This is a genomic window from Streptomyces hydrogenans (genome assembly GCF_014656075.1).
GTDB classification, from domain to species: Bacteria; Actinomycetota; Actinomycetes; order Streptomycetales; family Streptomycetaceae; genus Streptomyces; species Streptomyces hydrogenans.
In genome coordinates, this window is record NZ_BNBS01000055.1 from 21,145 (window position 1) to 42,789 (window position 21,645).

At 72.8% G+C, this 21,645-nt stretch carries 9 protein-coding genes and 2 pseudogenes; 4 read left to right on the forward strand and 7 right to left on the reverse strand.

From position 1 onward, the window contains the following. Positions 1-54: 54 nt before the first annotated feature. Complete coding sequence (locus IE321_RS22795) at positions 55-1,176, reverse strand: SchA/CurD-like domain-containing protein (RefSeq protein WP_190224329.1); 1,122 nt, start codon at positions 1,174-1,176, stop codon at positions 55-57. 233 nt (positions 1,177-1,409) lie between these two features. Here IE321_RS22795 and IE321_RS22800 point away from each other — a divergent pair, with 233 nt between their 5' ends. The 3 genes and pseudogenes from IE321_RS22800 to IE321_RS42175 all read left to right on the forward strand — a co-directional run. Further along, the gene (locus tag IE321_RS22800) at positions 1,410-3,071 is read left to right on the forward strand and encodes an FAD-dependent oxidoreductase (protein ID WP_190224330.1); all 1,662 of its coding nucleotides are present in this window, start codon (positions 1,410-1,412) and stop codon (positions 3,069-3,071) included. A 317-nt stretch (positions 3,072-3,388) separates the two neighbouring features. Further along, positions 3,389-3,907 carry a sortase gene (locus tag IE321_RS22805; RefSeq protein ID WP_190224331.1) on the forward strand — a complete coding sequence of 173 codons (519 nt, stop codon included), beginning with the start codon at positions 3,389-3,391 and terminating at the stop codon, positions 3,905-3,907. Positions 3,908-4,071: 164 nt separating this feature from the next. Next, positions 4,072-4,621, forward strand: a pseudogene (locus IE321_RS42175) (IS5 family transposase); the annotation flags it as partial. 55 nt (positions 4,622-4,676) lie between these two features. Here the strand turns inward: IE321_RS42175 and IE321_RS22815 are convergent. The 6 genes from IE321_RS22815 to IE321_RS22840 all read right to left on the reverse strand — a co-directional run bounded on the left by IE321_RS22815 (position 4,677) and on the right by IE321_RS22840 (position 20,496). Beyond that, entirely contained in the window at positions 4,677-5,771 is a 1,095-nt protein-coding gene (locus tag IE321_RS22815) for a Rieske 2Fe-2S domain-containing protein (RefSeq protein ID WP_190224333.1), read from the reverse strand. Continuing rightward, positions 5,768-6,823, reverse strand: a complete 1,056-nt coding sequence (locus IE321_RS22820; RefSeq protein ID WP_043224439.1) for an MDR family NADP-dependent oxidoreductase — start codon at positions 6,821-6,823, stop codon at positions 5,768-5,770. Before IE321_RS22820 ends, IE321_RS22815 begins: the two co-directional genes overlap by 4 nt. After that, entirely contained in the window at positions 6,820-8,463 is a 1,644-nt protein-coding gene (locus tag IE321_RS22825; protein ID WP_190224345.1) for a phytoene desaturase family protein, read from the reverse strand. Before IE321_RS22825 ends, IE321_RS22820 begins: the two co-directional genes overlap by 4 nt. 11 nt (positions 8,464-8,474) lie before the next feature. Continuing rightward, positions 8,475-10,160, reverse strand: a complete 1,686-nt coding sequence (locus tag IE321_RS22830; protein ID WP_190224334.1) for a phytoene desaturase family protein — start codon at positions 10,158-10,160, stop codon at positions 8,475-8,477. After that, positions 10,147-19,473 (reverse strand): non-ribosomal peptide synthetase/type I polyketide synthase, encoded by a 9,327-nt coding sequence (locus IE321_RS22835; RefSeq protein ID WP_190224335.1) that lies wholly within the window; start codon positions 19,471-19,473, stop codon positions 10,147-10,149. The genes IE321_RS22830 and IE321_RS22835 overlap by 14 nt, the downstream gene beginning before the upstream one ends. 117 nt (positions 19,474-19,590) lie before the next feature. Continuing rightward, complete coding sequence (locus IE321_RS22840; RefSeq protein WP_190224336.1) at positions 19,591-20,496, reverse strand: sterol desaturase family protein; 906 nt, start codon at positions 20,494-20,496, stop codon at positions 19,591-19,593. A gap of 641 nt (positions 20,497-21,137) precedes the next feature. On the opposite strand from IE321_RS22840, the pseudogene IE321_RS22845 reads away from it, so the two are divergent. Then, a pseudogene (locus IE321_RS22845) lies at positions 21,138-21,506 on the forward strand (transposase); the annotation flags it as partial. Positions 21,507-21,645 lie beyond the last annotated feature (139 nt).

Below are 21,645 nucleotides of genomic sequence, written 5' to 3' on the forward strand. Positions count from 1 at the left end.
AGATGTGACAGTGACGTGCTGGGGAGCGGCCGCGGTGCGAGCCGCGGTCGTCCGTCAGGAGTGCGCCGAACGGTCCGTGACGGGCAGCATGTCCGCGTGCGACAGAAGCCGGTTGATGTTGCGCTCCGTCTCCAGGGAGCCCTCGACGCCGACCGCGGCGCCGTCGAGGAGGCGTTCCAACTCCGCGGCCTTCCCCGGGCCCTTGAGCCCGAGGGAGGCGACGGGGTCGAGGTCGAGGTCGCCCGTGACGTCGACGAGGCGCACCACGATGTCGTCGCGCTGGAACACAGTGCTGCTGTGCACCGGGTTGTCCGGATCGTCCGCGGCGGCCCGGTCCTGACGGGAGAGCAGCCGGGCGAGCGCCATCCCCTGGCCTTCCTTGGCCGGGTAGTACAGCGCGTGCCGTCGCAGGTCGGCCGGAACAGGCCGGTCGGACACCACATGCTGGACGGCGGGCAGCGCGGCCCGGGTGAAGAACACCCGTGCCGACTCGGGGTCGGTCAGGTCCCGGTCCTGCTCGAGGTACGGGTTGATGGCTTCCTCGACCGCTCGCACCTGAGGCTGCCGGGCGACGTGCCGCAGCGCCACGAGCAGGTCGCCCTCCACCTCCACGGCACGCACGACGCGGTTCCCGTGCATGAAGAGGGAGGTGCGGCGCAGCCGTGTGCCCTCGTCGACCTGGGCCTGGGGCGACTCGTACCCGGCGAGGAGCTCCGCCACCTTCGACTCGGAACCCGGCTTGACGGTGAAGGTGAGGGCGTGGCGTGCCACACCGTCGCCCACACGGGGCTCCACCGGCACGTCGGCCGATGCCGCGGTCCGCGAGGCCGGCTGACCGGGGCTCGTCTCCCGGAGGATGCTGTAGCGCATCGACCGGGTGTCCCGGACGCAGCTGTGCATCGGCTTGACGGTTTCGACGTGCTCCTCGCTGTTCACCCACGCGAGGAACGGCGGCGCGCTCTCCCACTCGCTGGTGATGAGCCACTGCGAGGGGTTCTCGATGGACTGGCAGAGCTGGTCACTGATGTGGCCGGGCACTGAGGCGACCTGCTTGCGCATGAGCTCGTACGCGTCAAGGAACTGCTGCTGCGCTCCTTCGTACAGGTCGAGCAGGAGGATCACCCGCAGCCTGGAGCCGTCGAACACAGACTGCGAGATGCGTCCCGAGGGGGCCATCCGGCACACCTCTTCTCTTCTCGGTGGGGGTGGGGAGACGGCCTACCCAGCCGATACGCCGAGGCCGACATGTGTCGATCCTTGACAGGAGCGCCGACAGCGCGCGAGCCGCGTGAAGCGGACGAGTGAACCGCGTGTCATCCGGGTGCCCAAGGCACGCGAACCCGTCCCCGAAGGGCATGAATCTGCATCCCATCCCCAACTCGCGTCGCAGGCGACGCCGGAGACGAGCAATGACCCGATTCGACTCGGCCGGGGAAGCAACCGGCCACCGCACGCCCGTACTCATCGTCGGCGGCTCACTGGTGGGCCTGTCCACCTCGCTGTTCCTGGGGCGTCTCGGAGTGCCGCACACGCTGGTCGAGCGCCATGCCGCCACCTCGATCCACCCGCGCGGCCGCGGCAACAACGTGCGCACGATGGAGGTGTTCCGCAGCGCCGGAATGACGCGGCCCATCCAGGAGGCCGCGTCGGTCCTGGCAGCCAACAACGGGATCCTGCAGACGCCGAGCCTGGTGGGCGATGTCGGCGAGTGGCTGTTCAAGGACATCGACCCCGGTGGCGGGGTCGCCCGCATCAGCCCCGCGGGGTGGTGTCTGTGCAGCCAGAACGATCTCGAACCGGTGCTCCTGAAGCACGCTGGGGAGCTCGGCGGAGATCTGCGGTTCGCGACCGAGCTGATGTCCTTCGAGCAGGACGCCGAAGGGGTGACCGCGCAGGTCAAGAGTCGCGGCACCGGTGAACACACCACCATCCGCGCGGACTACCTGGTCGCGGCGGACGGCCCGCGCAGCCCGGTCCGCGAGCAACTCGGCATCGGGCAGAGCGGCCCGGGCGACCTCTTCCACAACGTGAGCATCACCTTCGTCTCCCGCGGCCTCGCGGACGTCGTCGGCGACCGGAAGTTCATCGTCTGCTACCTGACGAACCCGGAGGCCGACGGGGCCCTACTGCCCGTCGACAACCGGGAGCACTGGGTGTTCCACGCTCCCTGGCACCCCGAACACGGCGAGACACTGGAGGAGTTCACCGACGAGCGGTGCAGGGAGCACATCCGGCGGGCCGTGGGGGTGCCGGACCTCGATGTGGAGATCACCGGCAGAGCTCCTTGGCACGCGGCGCAGAGGGTCGCCGAACGGTACGCGGAGGGCCGGGTGTTCCTCGTCGGCGACTCCGCCCACGAGATGCCGCCCACCGGGGCGTTCGGCTCCAACACCGGCATCCAGGACGCGCACAACCTCGCCTGGAAGCTCGCGGCCGTACTGGGCGGCTGGGCCGGCCCCGGCCTGCTCGCCTCCTACGGCGCGGAGCGCCGGCCGGTCGCGGAGACGACGAGTGCCCGGGCTGCGGCGCGGTCGGTCGAGCACAGCCACCCCGGGTACGCCCCCGGCCCCGGATCCGGCGGCCCCCGGGGGAAGAAGGGCGGCATCCTCAGCGACGTGCTCGGCTACCGCTACCCGCAGGGCGCCGTCCTGGGCACCGATCGGACCATGCCGGTCGTGCCCGACGGGCTGCGCCTGACGGGTGAACCCGGAAGCCGGGCACCCCACATGTGGCTGAGCCGCGCCGGTACCCGGATCTCCACGCTCGATCTGTACGAGCGGTCCCTGGTCCTTCTGAGTTCCGAAGACGGCGCCTGCGACTGGCACACCGCGGCGACACACGTCGCGCAGCAGCTGTCGGTGCCGCTCGACTCGTACCGGATCGGTGCGGGTCCCGCCGCGGATCTCGCCCCCGCGAGCGAAACGGACTGGGCGGAGGTTCACGGCACCACTCCGGACGGCGCGGTGCTGGTCCGCCCCGACGGCTTCGTCGCGTGGCGGTCCGAAGGAGCGTCGGCGGATCCCGGAGCGGTGTTGCGGCAAGCCCTCACGGCGATCCTGGGCCGGGACTGACCGCTTCCTCGTGGCCCGCACGGCAGGACCGGAAGCCTTCGCCATGAACCGGACCAGGCAGCACCGACGACGCTCGTGATCCTTGCGGCTAGACCGTTCGCGCGCAGGACGTCGTCCGATCCCGCGCACCGGACAAGCCGCGGTGACCTGCGCAAATGATCACCAGCAGGGCAGATCAAGACCCCGACCGGGGGACAGCGCGCGCGAATCTCCCGTTGCGGTGCTCACCGGTCGGGGTTCTGCTCGTGCACGGAGCACAGCACAGGCGCCGCGCTGCCCAGCCGGCCGGGAAAGCTCCGCCGAAGGAGAGAAGAAGCATGCGTCTCGCACGTACGGGTCCCCAGCTCGCCCTGGTCCTGAGCGCCCTCGTCCTGTCCGCATCCCCCGCCGTCGCGGCGCCCGACGGTGACGTCCGGGTCAATCCGGGGAAGGCGGCTCCCGGGACCACCGTCACCGTGAGCACGACCGCCTGCGGCAAGGAGACCTACGGCAAGGGCGAGTCGGAAGCGGGCGGGAAGTTCCACCTCCTGCCCGGCGACCGGGAAGGCGTGCTGGTGGGTACGTTCAAGCTCCCGCTGGAAGCCGCCTCCGGCACGGACACGGTGACCCTCAAGTGCCCGCCTCGCATCAAGCAGACCGTCACCTATCAGATCTCCGGCCGGCCGGTCGGTGCGGTCGAAGCGGGCTTCGGCTGGGCCGCGGGCGCCGGCGAAGGGGCGGACGGGGGCGGCAGCGGCGTCCCCTACACCCTCGGGGCGTTGCTCCTGGGCGGCGCAGCCGCCGGCATCCTGATCAGAACGCGCCGCCGCGCCACCGCCGCCCGGAACGGCGCCTGAGCCCACAGCCTCGGCTCCGGTTCCGGTTCCGGTTCCTGCGTGCACCGGCGGCCGCCGGTGCACTGCGCCCCCGTAGTCGCCGGACACCACCGTGCCCGGCTAAGAGGTCCTAACAGAAGATGTTGATCATGTGACTGTCGGCTTGGTCGCTCGTCGGTCCGTTCGTGGCGAAGAGGAACTCCCGGCCGTGGATTGTCTCGGACGAATTGTGGTCTCTGATCGAGCCGTTGCCGCCGGTCCCGGCGCCGAAGTTGGTGGTAGGTCGGCCGCGGGTGCCTGATCGGCAGGCTCCGTGCGGGATCCTGTTCGTGCTCCACACCGGGATCCAGTGGGAGTACCTGCCCCAGGAGCTCGGCTTCGGCTCCGGCATGACGTGCTGGCGTCGTCTTGCCGCGTGGAACGAGGCCGGCTGCGGGACCGGCTTCACGTCGTCCTGCTGAAGAAACTGCGGTCGGCCAGTCAGCTCGACCGGTCTCGGGCGGTGATCGATTCCGGCCACGTCCGGGCCGCTCGACGCGGCCCCAAAGCGGGCCCAACCCGGTCGACCGAGCACGGCCGGGCAGCAAGCACCACGTCCTCGTCGACGGACAGGGCATCCCACTCGCCGTGTCCCTGACCGGCGGAAACCGCAACGACGTCACCCAGCCCCTGCCCTTACCGGCGAAGGTTCCGTCCGTCGCCGGCCTGGTCGGGCGGCTACGCCGTCGCCCCCGAACGCCCCGTCCTCCCGTCCGGCGAAGCCCCCGCCCCGCTTCTCGGAGCGGCCGGACTACGTCACCCTGCTCTCCGCTTCCCCCGCCGTCCTCCGCACCGCCGACGACGGCACCTGCGCCCGCAGCCGGTCCGGCGGATAGAACTGCCGGGCCCAGTGGCGGAACGGGCCGATCGGGCCGTCGCCGCGGGCCAGCCGGGGCGGGGACACGTACCGCTTCGTCGACCAGACCGGGAAGTCCTGGGACACGAAAGCGCAGTTGCCGCGGAACATCACACCCGCCAGCATCCGGTGTGCCGAGCCGCTCACCCAGCGGGCCAGCGGGGCCGGGAGGGAGGCCGGCTCGGCCACCTCGAAGCGGCTCGTCTGGCGCAGCTGGAAAGCCGCGGGCGCGATCATCGTGGTCGTGTACACGGCACAGGTGCGCACCCCGAACCGGGGGAGCGCCGTGCACACGTGCACCCGGCTGATCCCGTTGCCCTCCAGCGTCACCTCCAGCGGACTCGCGCCCAGCAGCGGCACCCGCTCCTCGGAGCGCACCGAGATCCGGAAGGACCGCCCCTCGAAGACCGCCGGTTCGGCCACCTCCGACGCGCCCCAGCCGTGCAGCGGCGTGAAGTGCCCGATGTCCACCGTGTTCTCGACCACGTCCTGGCTGTGCCCCGCCATCTCCCACGCCGCCAGCCGCGGCGCCCGAGTCCCGAGCGTGTGCCAGGGCGTGAGCTCCCAGTCCGGCGCCCGCCCGTCGTGGTGCCGCCACACGAAGACGGCGCCGTCGACCTCGCGCACCGGCAGCAGGGTCAGGTCCGAGGACGGCGGCGGGGGCGTGCCGTACCCCGTCCGCGTGCAGGCGCCGTCCGGGCCGAAGGCGAAGCGGTGGAAGGGGCACAGCAGCTCGTCGCCCTCCAGCGCGCCGAGCCCGAGGTGCGCCCCCAGGTGCGGGCAGTACGGGCGGACCGCCCGCACCTCGCCGTCGCGGAGCCGGTAGAGCACCACGTCCTCGCCCTGGAGCGGTCGGGTCAGCAGCGCCCCCCGCACCACCTCCGAGGAGAACGCCACCGAGAACCAGCCGTCGGGGTACGGCAGGACCGGCTCGTGCGCGTCGGCCGGGCTCGGGCCCTCCGTGAGCGCCCGGGTGTGGCCGCGCCTCACAGCTCGACCAGCACCTTGCCGAAGGACGCCGCGCGGTCGGTGTACAGGCTGCGGTAGGCGGCGGGGATGGAGTCGAAGCCGCGGTGCACGGTCTGCTGGTAGCGGATCTCGCCGGCGCGCACCAGCGGCCCCAGCTCGGCGTGCAGCGCCGCCCAGTTGTCCTCGGTGAACCACTCCAGCGCGAAGATCCCGCGGATCGTCGTGCGCGGGAACATGATGTACGGCAGCAGCCGGGGCCCGGTCCACTCGCCGCCGACCTGGCTCGACCACTGCCAGCACACCGCGACCCGGCTGTCCACGGTGAGCATCGTGAAGACGGTGTCGGTCATGACCCCGCCGAGGTTGTCGAAGTACCGGTCCACGCCGCCGGGAGCCGCCTTCGCCAGGTCCTCGCGGAGCTGCGCCGGGTCCCCGCCGTGCCGGAAGACGACGACGGCGTCGAAGCCGAGCGCCGTCAGCCGCGCCGCCTTCTCCGGCGAACCGGTCGTGCCCACCACCCGCGCGCCCGCCCGCTTCGCCAGCTGCCCGACCAGCGTGCCGATCGCGCCGGACGCGCCGCTGATCAGGACCGTGTCGCCTGGCCGGACGGCCAGGAAGGTGGTGAGGGTGCCCCACGCGGTCATCCCGGCGCCGCCGAGGATGCCGAGCGCGGTGCTCAGCGGCAGTGCCTCGTCGTAGTGGGCCGGGTCCAGCTTCCGGTACGCGGGGAAGACCATCGGGAACGTGCCGGTCTGCCACAGCGCCTCGGCGCCGTTGCTGACCAGGTGGGTGCGCCAGCCGCCGAAGCCCTGCACGAGGTCCCCGACGCCGAACATCGCCCGCGGTCCGGCCGCCAGCACCTCCATGATCGAGTCGGCGCCCATGTGGTCGCCCACCGGGGTGTCCAGGGCGATCCCCTGGAGGTACGGGTCGACGGAGACGTACCGCGTGCGCAGCAGCATCTCGTCCTCGGCCAGGTCGGTGTCGAGCTCCTCCACCACCTTCACGTACATCCGGTCCACGTCCGGCACGCCGTCGTTGTGCTCGCTGACGATCCACTTCTCGGTCTTCACGGGGTCGCTCCTGCGGGTTCGATGAGTTGGACGGGGAGAGGGGCGCTGTCGTCGACGGAGGCGGTGAACGCCCGCCCGTCGTCGCGGCAGACGAAGTGCATGACGTGCCGTCCCGAGGCCGCGGCCCGGATCAGGCCGCCGGTGGTGGCCCAGACGCCGGACAGATAGAAGTCCGCGAGCCCCGGCAGCCCCGGGCCGTGCCGCTTGACCTCCTTCTCCACGGTCTCGCCGCTGTCCACGAACGGCTGCCAGCCGAGCACCGTGCCGTCGTGGTTGCCGGTGTAGCGGACCTGGGTGAGCGGGGTGGACACGTCCCGCACCACGATCGCGTCCCGCAGGCCGGGGTGCCGCTCGTCGAGGAAGTCCACGATCGTGTCCCGCACCTGCCGCTTGGCCCGCTGGTACTCGCGTCCGCGCCCGACCGGCAGCGTGTGCAGCTCCTCGCCCCGGCGGTTCCGGGTGGACCGCTCCGGACCGGTGCTCAGCTCCCGCCACGGCGCGATGTCGCAGAAGTACGTGGCGTACACCACGGAGGTGCCCGGCGGCGACAGCTCCGGGTAGTGGCGGCTGCGGAACTGCACGTTGACGCTGGGGTGCCGGATGCCGGTGAGCCGCTGCGCGACCGCGTCCTCCAGGAGGTACGTGGTGCAGGGCTCGCCGTCCGGGAAAGGCCGGCGCAGCCCTAGGAAGACCGTCAGGTAGCCGGGGAAGACCATGCCGGGTTCCGTGATGGTCCGGGTGTACAACTCCCGGTACGTGTCGGTGAGATAGCGGCCCTTCAGCAGGTCGAGGAGCGTGGTGCGCCCGTCGCAGGCGGAGACCACGATGTCCGCCCGCAGCTCCGTGCCGTCGCTCAGCCGGACCCCGGCCGCCCGGTCGTTCTCCACCAGGATCTCCACGACCCTGGCGTTGTACGTGACCTCGCCGCCGAGCCCCCGGTAGCGCTCCTCGACCGAGCGGGCCAGGCCCAGCGAGCCGCCCTCGGGGACACCGGCCGAGGCGTCGGCGTGCGCCGCGAGCTGGAAGTAGAACGGCAGCACGGGGAAGTTGGGATGCTTCTCGTACAGGATGAAGTTGAACGCCTCGCGCAGCAGCGGGTCCCGGAAGCGCTCCGAGTAGTCCCGCATCAGCGTGCCGATGGAGCGCCGGATCACGTTGAAGTAGGGGACGAAGGACGCCAGCATCCGCCAGCGCTCCAGGCGGCCCATGAGCCCGACCGGGGTGAGGAAGGGGTAGCGGGCCAGCGCCTTGCGGAAGGTCCGCAGTCCGGCGCAGAAGTCGCGGATCACCCGGGCGTCGCCGGGGGAGAGGGCGAGCAGGTGCGCTTCGAGGCGGTCCGGGTCGGAGTAGAAGTGGACCGCCCGCCCGTCCCGGCCGCGCACCGTGTTGAACACGTCGAAGTTGCGCATCCGCTTGCCCTGGAGCGCGCCGAGCTCCAGCCAGATCTGGTGCATCTCGTTGCCCGGCCCGCTGCCGAGCAGCCAGCTCACGCAGCAGTCGAGGGTGAAGTCGCCCCGGTCCCAGGCCGTGCAGGAGCCGCCCGGGATCTCGTGCATCTCCAGCACCCGGCTGCGATAGCCGTTCATCTGGGCGTAGCAGCCGGTGGAGAGCCCGCCGAGCCCTCCGCCGACGATCAGCATGGTCCTTCTGGTCATTCGGCCACCGTCGCTTTCCGGGCGTCGCCCCGCTGTTCGAGTCGTGGCAGCAGGCCCAGCTTCCCGGGATGCCACGGCCCGGCGCCCTCGCTCGGCCAGGCCCGGAACTCCCGGCCCAGCTCGTCGCACAGGAACTGGACCGCGTACCGGCCGCTGGTCGCGGCCCGGATCAGGCCGCCCATCCCGGTCCACTGGCCGGCCATCGAGAAGCCGCTCAGCCCCGGCAGCCGCATCCGGTCCCGGTCCACCAGCGCGGTCGACACGTCGTCGGCCTCGGAGAACGCCTTCCAGGCCAGGATGCTGCCGTAGGTGTTGCCGGTGTACCGCTCCGTCGTCGCCGGTGTCGCCACGTCCACCAGCTCGATCCGCTCCTCGATGCCCGGATGACGCTCGGCCAGGAAGCCCCGCAGGAAGTCGACGACCTCCTGCTTGCGCTCCCGGTACGCCCGCCGGTCCGCCTTCCGCAGCTCCTGCCAGGACCGGTGGTCGGTGAAGTACGTGCAGTGCAGCACCGACTTCCCGGCCGGCGCGAAGCCGTCGGCGTAGTCGGACCGCCGCTGCACCACCAGACTGTGCTGGAGGCTCCCCGGCAGCGCCGCGCCCCGCTCCGGCCCGAGGAGGTACGTGGTGCTGTGCGGCTCACCGGCGGGCAGCGGGCCGTCGATCCCGACGAACGCGGAGACCACCGCCGGGTACAGGTTGTCCGGCCGGTCCAGCAGCTCCTTGTACAGCCGCTCGGTGCGCGGGCTGCTCCACCGCCCCTCCAGCAGCCGGTCCAGCACCGTCGGCCCGTCGCAGGCGGCGATCACGTGGTCGGCGAAGTGCTCCTGACCGTCCCGCAGGCGCACGCCGACCGCCCGCCCGCCCTCGACGAGGATCCGCTCCACCCGGGCGCGGTAGCCGATGTGCCCGCCGAGCCCCGTGTACCGCTCCTCCACCGACCGGGCCAGACCCAGCGAACCGCCCTCCGGGAAGCCCGCGTTGCCGTTGGAGGCGCAGGACATCGTGAAGAGGAAGGGGAGCAGCGGGAAGCCGGTCAGCTCCTGGAGGAACACGTTCGGGAACGCCCGGCGCAGCAGCGGGTCCTCGAAGCGGTCCGCGAACCGGCGCATGGGCGTGGCGGCGGTGCGCCAGTACAGCCGGAACGCCGGCAGGATCGCGAGCAGCGTCCGCACCTTCTCCGCTGGGGACTTCAGCGGCGGCGGCTTCAGCTCCCAGTGCGGGTCGAGCTCCGCGAAGCGCCTGAGGTCCCGGCAGAACGCCCGGATCAGGCGCGCGTCGCCGGGCGAGAGCTCCAGCAGGTGCTTCTGGAGCCGGTCCGGGTCGTTGTAGAAGGTGACGGACCGGCCGTCCTCGGTCACCACCCGGTTGAACTGGTCGAACAGGGTGATCCGCTTCCCGTCCAGCGCCCCGAGCTCGCGCCACACCTCGTTCGCCCCGGTCCCGGGTGCCGTGCCGATCAGCCAGTCGATGCAGTAGTCGAAGAGGTAGCCCTGCCGTGCCCAGGCGGTGCAGCAGCCCCCCGGCAGCACGTGCTTCTCGAAGATCCGGCTCTCCAGTCCGCTCATCTGCGCGTAGCAGCCGGCGGCCAGACCCGACATGCCCGCGCCGATGATGATCACCCGGGGCCGCCCGCCGGGAGGCCGGGCCTCCCAGTGGGGCCCGCCGTCACGCACGCCCATCCGCGGCACCTCCCGCCAGCAGCGTCCGGACCAGCTCCGCGTTCCCGTCGAGGAACGAGCCGTCGAGCATCTCGGCGTGCCGTCCGTGCCCCTCGCGCACGGTGCACCCGGCGGCGGTGACGCCGTGCCAGCCGCCGGGCTCGTCCGCCGCGAAGCGGAGCAGCTTGTCCTGGTCGGAGATCACCGCGATCGGCGCGCCGAGCACACCGAGCGACGGGTGGGCACCGCAGTGCGCCAGGTACTCGCGGGCCTGCTCCACGGTCTCCCGGGCGACGATCTCGGAACCGGTGTGCCGCCGCAGGTGTTCCGCGAGCTCCGCCTCGAACTCGGCCAGGTGCTCCTCGCCGAGGGCGACGGCCTCGGCGATCCGGTACGAGTCCATGATCAGCACGAGGTCCACCACGCGGCCCCGCCGCTCCAGCTCCCCGGCGATCTCGAACGCGAGGTTGCCGCCGAGGGAGTAGCCGAACAGCGTGTACGGCCCGCCCGGGTGCAGCTCCTCGGCCAGATCCGCGTACCGGGCCGCCTTGTCCGGACCCGACAGGTAGTTGAACGCCGCGAAGCGGTGCCCGGGCAGCCGCGCCGCGAGCTGCCGGTACACCAGCCCGTGCCCGCCCGCGGGCGGCAGGCAGAACACCGTCGCCGCCGGGTCCGCGCCCGGGTTGAACCACAGGTACGGCTCGGCGCCGGGCAGCCGCCCGGTGACGACGTCCTCCAGGGTGCGGGCCATGCCGTGCAGGGTGCTGGTCTGGAACAGCCGCCCGACCGGCACGGACGCGTTGAACTCGGTCCGCAGGTGGTGGATCAGTTCGATCAGCTTGATCGAACTGCCGCCCGCCTCGAAGAAGTCGTCCCGCAGCCCCGGCCGCTCCAGCCCGAGCAGCGACCGCCAGTGCGCCGCCATCCGCGTCTCGTACAGCGTCACCGGCGGCTCGTACCGCTCCGGTCCCGCCTCCGCGCGCGGCTCCGGCAGCGCGCCCGGATCGACCTTGCCGTTCGCGGTCAGCGGCAGCGCGGACAGCTCCGTGAAGTGCGCCGGGATCAGATACGTCGGCAACTGCTCCGCGAGGTGGCGGCGCAGCTCCCGGGCGTCGGCCACCGCGCCCGGCGCGGGCACGCAGTAGGCGCACAGCACGTTCTCGCCCGTCTCGTCCCGCCGTACCGTCACGCACACCTGCGCCAGCTCGGGCCGGGCGGCCAGCCGCGCCTCGACCTCCCCGGTCTCCACCCGGTGGCCGCGCACCTTCACCTGCCCGTCGGCCCGCCCGAGGAGGTGCAGCACCCCCTCCGCGTCCCAGTGCCCGAGGTCCCCCGTCCTGTACAGCCGTACGGGTTCGCCGCCCGGTTCGAGGGCCACGGACCGTTCGGCCGTCCGCTCCGGATCGTTCAGCCGGTGGTCGGCGACGCCGGCGCCGCCGATCCACAGCTCACCGGCCACCCCCGGCGGCACCGGTTCGCCGTGCCGGTCGAGGACGTACAGCTCGCTGTTGGGCAGCGGCCGGCCGATCGGCACCATCCGGCCCGGCTCCAGCCCCTCGGCCCGCCCCTCGTAGTAGGCGCTGTCGATGGTGGCCTCGGTCAGCCCGTACGAGTTGACCACCCGGGTGCCCGGCCCGCACAGCGCGACGAGCCTCCGGTGCTCGCCCACCCGCCAGGCGTCCGAGCCGATGATCACCAGGCGCATGAACTCCAGGCCCAGCCCCTCCCGCTCGCAGTGCGCCAGCAGCCCGCGCGCCACCGACGGCACGAACTCGCCGCAGTCCACGCCCTCCGCGCGCATGGTCCGGTAGAGCCGCGCGGTGTCGAAGAGGAGGTCCCGGTCGACGAGGACCAGCGTCCCGCCCGAGCACAGCGCCCGGACCAGGTCCCCGGTGAACACGTCGAAGGAGACGCCCGCCATCTGCAGGTGCACCCGGACGTCGGTGTCCAGCCGGTACTCCTGCTGCCAGGCGACGAACACCGAGGCCAGGTTGCGGTGGCTGACCCGCACCGCCTTGGGGCGGCCGGTGGAACCCGAGGTGTGGATCACGTAGGCCGTCCGGTCGAGGCCCACGGCCGGCTCCGGCCGCTCCTCGGTCCCCGGCCGGTCCAGCTCGTCGAGGGTGACCGGCCGTCCCGGCAGCCGGGCCGCCTCGCCCGGCCGCCCGTCGGTCAGGACCAGCGTGGCCCCGGCGTTCTCCATCAGCTCGGCCAGCCGTTCCGCCGGGTGGTCCGGGTCCAGCGGCAGGTACGCGCCCCCGGCCCGCAACACCGCGAGCAGCGCGATCACCAGCTCCGGCGACTTTGCGAGGCGCACCGCCACAACCGTCCCGGCGCCGACGCCGTGTTCGCGCAGCGAGGCCGCCACGCGCCGCGAGCGCTGGTCCAGCTCCCGGTAGCCGAGCCGCCGCCCGCCCGGTACGGAGACCGCGACCGCCTCAGGGAACTGCGCGGCGATCTTCCCGATCAGCTCGTGCACCGGCACGTCGTGGTCGATCCGCCGGCCGACGCCGCCGAACCCGGTGACGATCCGCTCCCGTTCGCCGGCCTCCAGCATCGGCAGCCGTGCCGCCGGACGGCCGCCCTCCGCGCGGGTCAGGCCGTCGAGGAGGGTCCGGTAGTGCGTGGCCATCCGGCGCACCGTCGCCGCGTCGAACAGATCGGTGTTGTACTTCAGCACGCAGTGGAAGCGACCGTCGGAACGGTCCTCGTACGCGGACAGCGTGACGTCGAACTGCCCTTCTTCCTCTGGGAGTTCGATGTACTCCAGCGCGTAGCCGAATCGCTCCACGGCCACCTTGTGGGTGAGCAGGATGAACATCGCCTGGAAGACCGCCGAGCGGCTCGGGTCGCGCTGGAGGCCCAACTGCTCGACGAGCAGCACGAACGGGTACTCCTGGTTGTCGAGGCCCCCGAGGACCGTGTCCCGCACCCGGCCCAGCAGTTCGGCCACCGACGGCTCCCCGGCCAGGCTCACGTGCAGCGGCAGCGGATTGACGAAGTAGCCGTAGACGGAGGCGAACTCCTCCTCGGTGCGCCCGGTGACGGGGCTGCCGACCACGATCTCGTCCTGCCCGGACCAGCGGTGCAGCAGCAGGTAGTACGCGGTGAGCAGCACCGTGTACACGGTGACGTTGTGCTCCCGGGCCAGCGCGTGCACCCGGGCGCTGAGCTCGTCGTCGAGCTGGAAGAACTCCGAGGCGCCGTTGTCGGTCTGCACCGGCGGGCGCGGCCGGTCGGTGGGCAGTTCGAGCGCCGGGACCTCCCGCGGCAGGTGCTCCCGCCAGTACTCCAGCATCCGCCGCGCCTCGGGCCCGGCCAGGAAGCGGTTCTGCCGGTTGAGGAAGTCCAGGTAGCGGGCCGGGACCGGGGCCAGCTCCGCCGGCCGGCCGGTGCGCAGCCCGTGGTAGACCTCGAACAGCTCCTCGATGAAGGTGAAGGTGGAGATCGCGTCCGAGACGATGTGGTGGACGGCCTTCATCAGCACCCAGCGGTCCGGGGCCCGCCGGAACAGCCGCAGCCGCACCAGGGGGTCCCGCTCCAGGTCGTACGGCCTGCGGTACTCCGCCACCAGCCGGGAGCGGACCTCGTCCCAGGGCAGCCCGGACACATCGAGAAGACCGGTGTCGGCGACGGCCTCGGGCCGCACCCGCTGGACCGGACGCCCGTCCTCGGCGGTGATGTTGACGCGCAGGCTCGGATGCCGGGCGATCAGCGTCCGGAAGGCCTCGAACAGCAGCTCCGGGTCGAGCTCCGCACGCACCTCCACCGCGCCGCCGATGTTGTACGCGAAGCCGTCCGGGTTGAGCTGCCGGAGGAACCACAGGGCCTGCTGGTTGTGGGTGAGCGGGTGGCACGCCTCGTCGGTGAACGGCTCCACCGCCGTCTCCGCCACCGGACCCCCGGCCGCCGCGAGCTCGGTCAGCCCCGCGCGCAGCCGCTCGGTCAGCTCGCTCACCGGCCCGTTGCTGAGCAGTGCCACCACCGGCAGCGAGACGCCCAGCTCGGCGTGGACCCGGGCCCGCAGCTCCATCGCGAGCAGCGAGTCCAGACCGAGCGAGCCGAGCCGGGCGTCCGCGTCGACCAGCTCCGGCCGCACCCGCAGCACACCCGCCGCGAGGGCCGCGAACCGCTCGGTCACCAGCGCCGTACGCGCCGGCTCGTCGGCGGCGCGGAACGCGTCGAGCAGACTGCCGCCCTGCCCCGCCGGGACCTCCCGGGCCGCCGCGGCGGCGAGCGCCGACACCAGCGGCGGCGGGGTGGGGTACCAGGACAGGAACACCGGCCAGTCCACCACCGTGGCCACCAGCAACTGGGCCCGGTCCTGCCCGATCACCCGCTCCAGGACCGCCATGCCCGCCTCCGGCGCCAGCGAGCTCATCCCGCGCGCGTCCCGGTAGTGGGCGACCAGCCCGAGCTCCTCGATCATGCCGGTGGCCCACGGCCCCCAGTCCAGGCTGAGCGCCGGCAGACCGAGTGCCCGGCGGTGATGGGCGAGCGCGTCCAGGAACGCGTTCCCTGCCGCGTAGTTGACCTGACCGGCCGTGGTCAGCAGCGAGGCGACCGACGCGAACAGCACGAAGTGCTCGACCGGCTCCTCGCGCAGCAGCCGGTGCAGCAGGTACCCGCCGTGCACCTTCGGCCCGTAGCCCGCGTCGAAGGCTTCGCGGTCCAACGACGGCAGCAGGACGTCCCGCACCTGCCCCGCGAGATGGAACACGCCCCGCACCGGCGGCAGACCGGCGGCCCGACGCCCGGCCAGCCAGCCCTCCATGGCCGCCGTGTCGGTCACGTCGACCGCGGCGACCAGCACCTCCGCGCCGAGCGCTTCGAGCTCGCGCAGGAACGCGACCCGCCGTCCCTCGGGGCCGCCCGGATCGAGCCTCCGCCACGCGCCGCGCTCCGGCACGCCGGTGCGGCCGAGCAGGACCAGGCGCCGGGCCCCGCGCCGTACCAGGGTGCGGCAGAGCAGCCGCCCCAGCGCCCCGAACGCGCCCGTGACCAGATAGGCGCCGTCCGTGCGCAGCCGCAGCGGCAGGGGACGGGTCAGCCCCACGGGCGGACGCAGCCGGCTGCGGTGCCGCCGCCCGGACCGCAGCGCGATCTCGCACTCCCCGTCGTCCGCGGTGAGCGCGCGCAGCAGCGCCTCGGCCTCGCCGGGACCCCCGGCCGGGTCGAGATCGATCAGCTTGCCGCTGTGACCGGTGAGCTCCTGCTGCCACAGCACCCGGCCGATGCCCCAGGCGGGCGCGCCGAACGGCTCCACCGGCTCGCCCGGCACCACCGCCTGGGCGCCCCGGGTGACGATGTGCAGGCGCCCCTCCGGGCACGCCTCGGGCAGCACCTGGGCGAGCGGGACGAGCGAGTAGCCGCCGAGCGTGCCGATCCCGTCGAGGTCCGCCGCGTCGACCGTGTCCAGCGGCGGCAGATCGAGGTTCCACAGATGCACCACGGCTCCGAACCCCGAACCGAGTTCGTCGAACAGCCTGCGCAGATCGGCCGCCGAACCGGGCCGTACGGTCACGTGCCGGGCCCCGCTCCGGTAACGGCTCCCCGGGCGGACCAGTCGGCACCGTCCGCCGCGCGCCACGACCGCCTCGGCCAGCCGCGCGCCGAGCCCGCCCTCGTCGGCGAAGACCACGAGGTCGGGCGCGGGGGAGCCGCCGGGGCCGTCCCCGGTCCCCTCGGCGGTCCCGCCGTCCTCCGGCGCCTCGGCGGGCGCCTCCTCCCAGACCACCTCGGCCAGCCAGCCGTCGATGGTGCCGAGCTTCACCGAGGAGGCCACCCGGTCCACCGCCGCCGCGCGGAAGCCGCTGATCCGGCCGAGCGGCGTCCCGTCCTCGGCGTACAGGGCGAGGTCGCCGACCAGTTCCCCGGCGCTCTCCGCGGTCACCGTCGCGTGCGCCCACAGGGCCCGGTCGCCGACCGCGTCCAGCCGCAGCTCCGCGATGCCGACGGGCAGCCGGATCCCGGCGGACCCGCCGTCGTCCGGCGTCATCGCGGTGAGCACGGTCTGGAAGCAGGCGTCCAGGAGCACGGGGTGCACATGGCAGTCCGCGGCCCCGTCGCCCATGCCCGGGGTGGGACGGATCAGCGACAGTGCCTCGCCGGGCGCCGTCCACACCTCGTCGATCGCCCGGAACGCCGGGCCGTAGTGGTAGCCGAGCGCCGCCAGCTCGCCGTAGCACGCCTCCCGGTCGAGCCGGCGCCCCGCTCGCGCCCGTACCGCGTCCGCGTCCAGCGGTTCCGCGTGCCGGCGCGGCTGCCCGGTGCGGACGACCCCGCTCGCGTGGACCGTACGGTCCGGAGTCCCGGTCCCGGAACCGGCGAGGGAGGCGATGGCGAACCCGGACTCCTCCGGCGCGAAGGCCAGCTGGACGGTCGTCGCCTCGCCGTCGGGCAGGAACAGGGCCCGGGAGAACTCGACGTCGGCCAGGGTGGCCGTGTCGCCGCCGGTCAGCGCCCGGACCGCCTGCGCGGCCATCTCCAGGTACCCGGCGGCCGGGAAGACCGTGCTGTCCTCGATCCGGTGGTCGGCCAGGTACGCCAGTCGCTCGGTGTCCAGGCGGCTTTCCCAGGTCGGCTGCAGCGCGGAGGTCCGCCGGCCGAGCAGCGGGTGGTCCAGCCGGCCGAGCCGGATCTGCTCCACCGGCGCGGGCTCCACCCAGTACCGCTCCCGCTGCCACGGATAGCCCGGCAGCGGCACCGGCCGCCCCACGGGCTGGAGCACCGACCAGTCCACGTCGACACCCAGCGTGTACAGCTCCGCCAGGGAGCGGGCGAACCGCTCGGGCTCGTCCTCCCGGCGCCGGATCGACGGCAGCGTCACGCCCTCGACGGCCCGGCCCTCCAGGCACTCCCGGATCGAGTGGCCGAGCACCGGGTGCGGACCGATCTCCAGGAACAGCGTGTACCCGTCGTCGACGAGCCGGTCGACCGCGGCACGGAACCGGACGGGCCGCCGGACGTTCTCCCACCAGTACGCGGCGTCCAGCTCCGGCCCCAGCGCACGCCCCTCGCGGGCGGTGAGGTACAGCGGCAGACCGGCGGCACGCGGCGCGATCCCGGCCAGCGCCTCGTGCAGCTCGGCCTCGATCGGGTCCATCCGCACGCTGTGATACGGCACTTCGACGTCGAGGAACCGGGCGAAGACCTGCTCCCGCTCCAGCCGCCCGGCGAGCTCCCCGAGGGTGTCCCGGTCCCCGGACAGCGTCACCGACGCCGGGCTGTTCACGGCGGCGACCGACACCCGGTCCCGGTACGGGCGGACCAGCCGCTCGGCCTCGTCCTCGGACAGGTTCGCCGCCAGCATCGCGCCGGTGCCCGCGAGCCGGTGCTGGAGGGCGCTGCGCGCCAGCGCGATCCGGACGGCGTCCTCCAGCCCGTACACCCCGGCCAGGTGGAAGGCCGCGATCTCGCCGGTGCTGTGCCCGACGACGGCGTCCGGCCGCACCCCGTGGTGCTCCCACAGCGCCGCGAGCCCCACCTGGACGGCGAAGTTGGCGGGCTGGGCGAGCCAGGTCTCGGCCATCCGGGACTCCGCCTCGGGCCGGGTCAGCTCGTCGAGCAGCGACCAGCCCGCCTGGCGCCGGACCTCTCCGTCGCAGCGCTCGACCGCCTCCCGGAACACGGGCTCGGAGTCGAGGAGCTCGCGCCCCATGCCCCACCACTGCGGCCCCATGCCGGTGAACACCCACACCAGCCGCCGCGCCCCGGCCTCCCGGAGGCGGCTCCGCACGGCCCGGGGGTGCTGTTCCCCGCGCTCGCAGGCGGCCAGCACCTCGTCGAGGGAGCCGGGCGGGTCGAGGGGGGAGTGGACGACGGCGAGGCGCTCCTCGAAGTGCTGGCGGCGGTGGGCCAGGGTGTGCCCGACGTCCGCGAGGGACACTCCGGCGGCGAGTTCGCGGCGGACGCCCGCGGCCAGTTCGGCCGGACCCGACGCGTGCCGGGCGCTCAGCGGGAGGACGGAGCGGGCGGGCGTCCGGGCCGTCGCGTGCGGCTCCTGCGGCGGGCGGGGCGGCGCCTCCTCCAGCAGGACGTGGGCGTTGGTGCCGCCGAAGCCGAAGGAGTTGACGCCCGCCCGCGCGGGTCCCTCGTGCTCCGGCCAGTCGACCGGTGCGGTCGGGATCTCGAAGGGCAGCGCGGCGAAGTCGATGGCGGGGTTGGGCTGTTCGAGGTTCAGGTGCGGTGGGATGCGGCGGTGCCGGAGGGCCAGCGCCGTCTTGATCAGGCCCGCGACGCCGGCGGCGGCCTCCGTGTGCCCGATGTTGGTCTTGACCGAGCCGACGTAGCACCGCGCGCCGGGCGCCCGGCCCTGCGCCAGCACCCGGCCCAGCGCCCGCGCTTCGATCGGGTCGCCGACGGGGGTGGAGGTGCCGTGCGCCTCGACGTACTGGAGGCTGCCCGGTGACACTCCCGCCTCGGCGCAGACCCGCTCGATGAGCGTGGCCTGGGCGTCGGCGCTGGGCACGGTGATGCCGTTGGTCCGTCCGTCCTGGTTCACCCCGCTGCCGATCACCACGGCGTGCACCGGGTCGCCGTCGCGCAGCGCGTCCGAGAGGCGCTTGAGCGCCACGACGCCGACGCCCTCGGCCCGTACGTAACCGTCGGCGGAGGCGTCGAAGGCGCGGGAGCGTCCGTCCGGGGAGAGGAAGCCGCCCTTGGTCTCGGCGATGGTGTACTGCGGCGCGAGGTGCAGCAGGGTGCCTCCGGCCAGGGCGAGTTCGCTCTCGCCGCGCCGCAGGCTCTGGCAGGCCAAGTGGACCGCGACCAGGGAGGAGCTGCACGCCGTGTCGATCGAGACGCTGGGGCCGCGGAAGTCGAGGCAGTGCGAGATGCGGTTCGAGACCATCGTCATCATCGTGCCGGTCGCGGTGTGCGCGGCCAGCGTCTCGAAGCCGAGGTCGGCGAACTGCAGGATCTTGTAGTCCAGGGTGAAGGCGCCGATGAAGACGCCGACGTCCCGCCCGGCCAGTTCGGCGGGCCGCTGCCCGCCGTCCTCCAGCGCCTCCCAGGACACCTCCAGGAGCTTGCGCTGCTGCGGGTCCATGTGCTCGGCCTCGCGCGGACTGATCCCGAAGAAGTGGGGGTCGAACTCGTCGAAGCCGTCGATGTAGCCGCCCCGCCCGCCGGTCAGCCGGCCCGGCTTGGCCCGGTCGCGGCTGCCGAGGGTCGCGGTGTCGTACCGGTCCGCCGGGGTGGGGACGAGACAGTCCCGGCCTTCGATCAGATTGCGCCAGAAGGACCGGTGGTCACCCGCGTGTCCGGGGAGCCGGCAGCCGATGCCGATGATGGCGACCTTGTCGCGGTGGGCGGAGCTGGGTGAGTCCGTCATGGTCCAATCCGGTAGGGACGACGCCTCGGTACGGGCCGGGCGGGGCGTGTGGGGGCACGACGCCGGTACGGCGCGGGGAGGTGCGCGGTACCGAGCGGGTGCGCGCGGTACGGGGGACTACGCGGTGCGGGGCGGACGGCGCACGGGGTGGAGCAGGCTGGCGACGATCGAGCCGGTCTCCGGGAACGTGGCGGGGTCCTTGACGCCGACGATCGCCGGGCGGCGGTCCGGTCGCCAGGTGAAGCTGCCGAAGAGGCGGTCCCAGACCGAGAGGTCCACGCCGAAGTGACCGGCCTCGGCCAGGTCGGCGCTGTGGTGCAGCCGGTGTTGCTCGGGAGTGGCCAGGACGTGGTGGAGCGGACCGAGCCGGACGTCCACGTTCGCGTGCACGAAATAACCCTGAACAAGGGTGAAGAGCGCCACCGCGAAAAGGCAGTCGGTGGAGAATCCGAGAAATCCCAGTGTCAATTGGACGGCGCCTTGCTTGAAGGCGACATCCAGTAGGTGGTTGACGCCGTTGTTGGCGACGTTCACTTTTCCCGGGACGTGATGGATTCCGTGCACCTTCCACAGCCACCGATTGGAATGCGCCCAGCGGTGGGCGAGGTAGCCGGCCAGTGAGGAGGCCAGCAGGGCGAGGGGCACCTCGGCCCCGAGAGGGAGCCCCGGCCCCGTGACGGGGGTCGCGGCCAGAACGGCCGTGACGACCGACTTGCCGAACACGGCGCCGGCCATGGTGAACCCGAAATACGCTGTGTACCAGCACAGTTCCGGGCCGCTCGGGTGCCAGTCGGTCCGGTGCGGGATCAGCCGCTCCAGTGCCGCGAGATAGACGATGGTGCCGATCAGGAAGAACTGGACGGCCCGGCCGCGGTCCCAGCCGAAGTGCAGGACCGAGGTGAAGAGCCAGACTGCGGACAGGAGCAGAATCGGGTACGCGGCATAGCGGAGGCACTCGCGGGCGGACGCGCCGATGGTCCACGAATTCGCCGGCAGCGATCCCTCGTCGGGTCGATCTTCCATGCGGAGAATCTCCATCACATCCGAATGGGGAGTTCGCAGAGTAGCAGCGGACGCGAGGGGCCGTGAATGAGTGGACGACGTTTTTTGGACAGCGCGGAAAGGGGGCGCGCGAGGGGTATTCATAAGAAGAAGTTCTTTTCGTTCTCCGGTGTTCGTGGGGCGGGCTGGAGGGCGCGGGGCGCCGGTGCTCGGAAGCAACGATTCCGCACTCGTGCGGACGACGCCGGCCATGTCGGTCGCCACCCGCCCGGAGAGCGGTTGCCGCGGGTCCCGGGCCCGGCGGATATGCCCGAAACCATCGCCCCGTGCCGCCGCGCCATCCGCTGCCATGCTTCCGGGCAGGTCGTGGACCACCTGTGACGTGGGGGTGAGCGACGCGGCCAACAGCGGTTCCCGCTGTGGCTGTTCATCCCGGGCCTCTGGACGGTCCTGCTGCTGGTCTGGATCGCGGTGGGCGCCCTTCTCGGGAACCCTCCCCTCCGCCATGCCTTTGCCCTCGCGGTGACGCTCCCCGGTGTCGTCCGGTGCGTCCTCTCGATCTTCTGGGAGGGCGCCGCCACTCCTCCGTGCCCCAAGGGTGTGCCCTCGTGGTGGCCGAGCTTCATCCCCGTCCCGGGACGAGGGGACGCCAGAACCTCGCTCTCCTCGCCGAGATCGGCGACGACCGCACCCGCTTCGACACCGCCCGCGACCTGAAGGCCTATGCCAAAAGCGCCCCGGTCACCCGCGAATCCGGACGCAGCCGCCGCGTCAGCCACCGCCGGATCAAGAACAGCCGGCTCGCGGCAGCCGGCCGGCACCGGGCGTTCGTCGCCCTGACCGCCTCACCCGGAGCCCACGCCCGCTACAACCGCCGACGCGAGACCGGCGACCGCTACTGCGCAGCCCTCCGCCACCTGTTCAACCGCATGATCGGCCAGCTCCACCACTGCCTGACCATCCGGCAGGAATTCGGTGAAGCCATCGCCTTCACCCCGCCGACGAAACCTCGGCTTGCCACCGCTGCTTGACCCGATGACCGCATGGGGTGGCCGGGCCGGGGCCGGGGTCGTCCGCTGACGGCAGGGGAGAACCGGGCGTGCGGGACGGGACCGCGAGAACTCCGTCCCAGGCGGAGAGGACGGCGGCGGAGGGCGCGGCGCGGCGTGT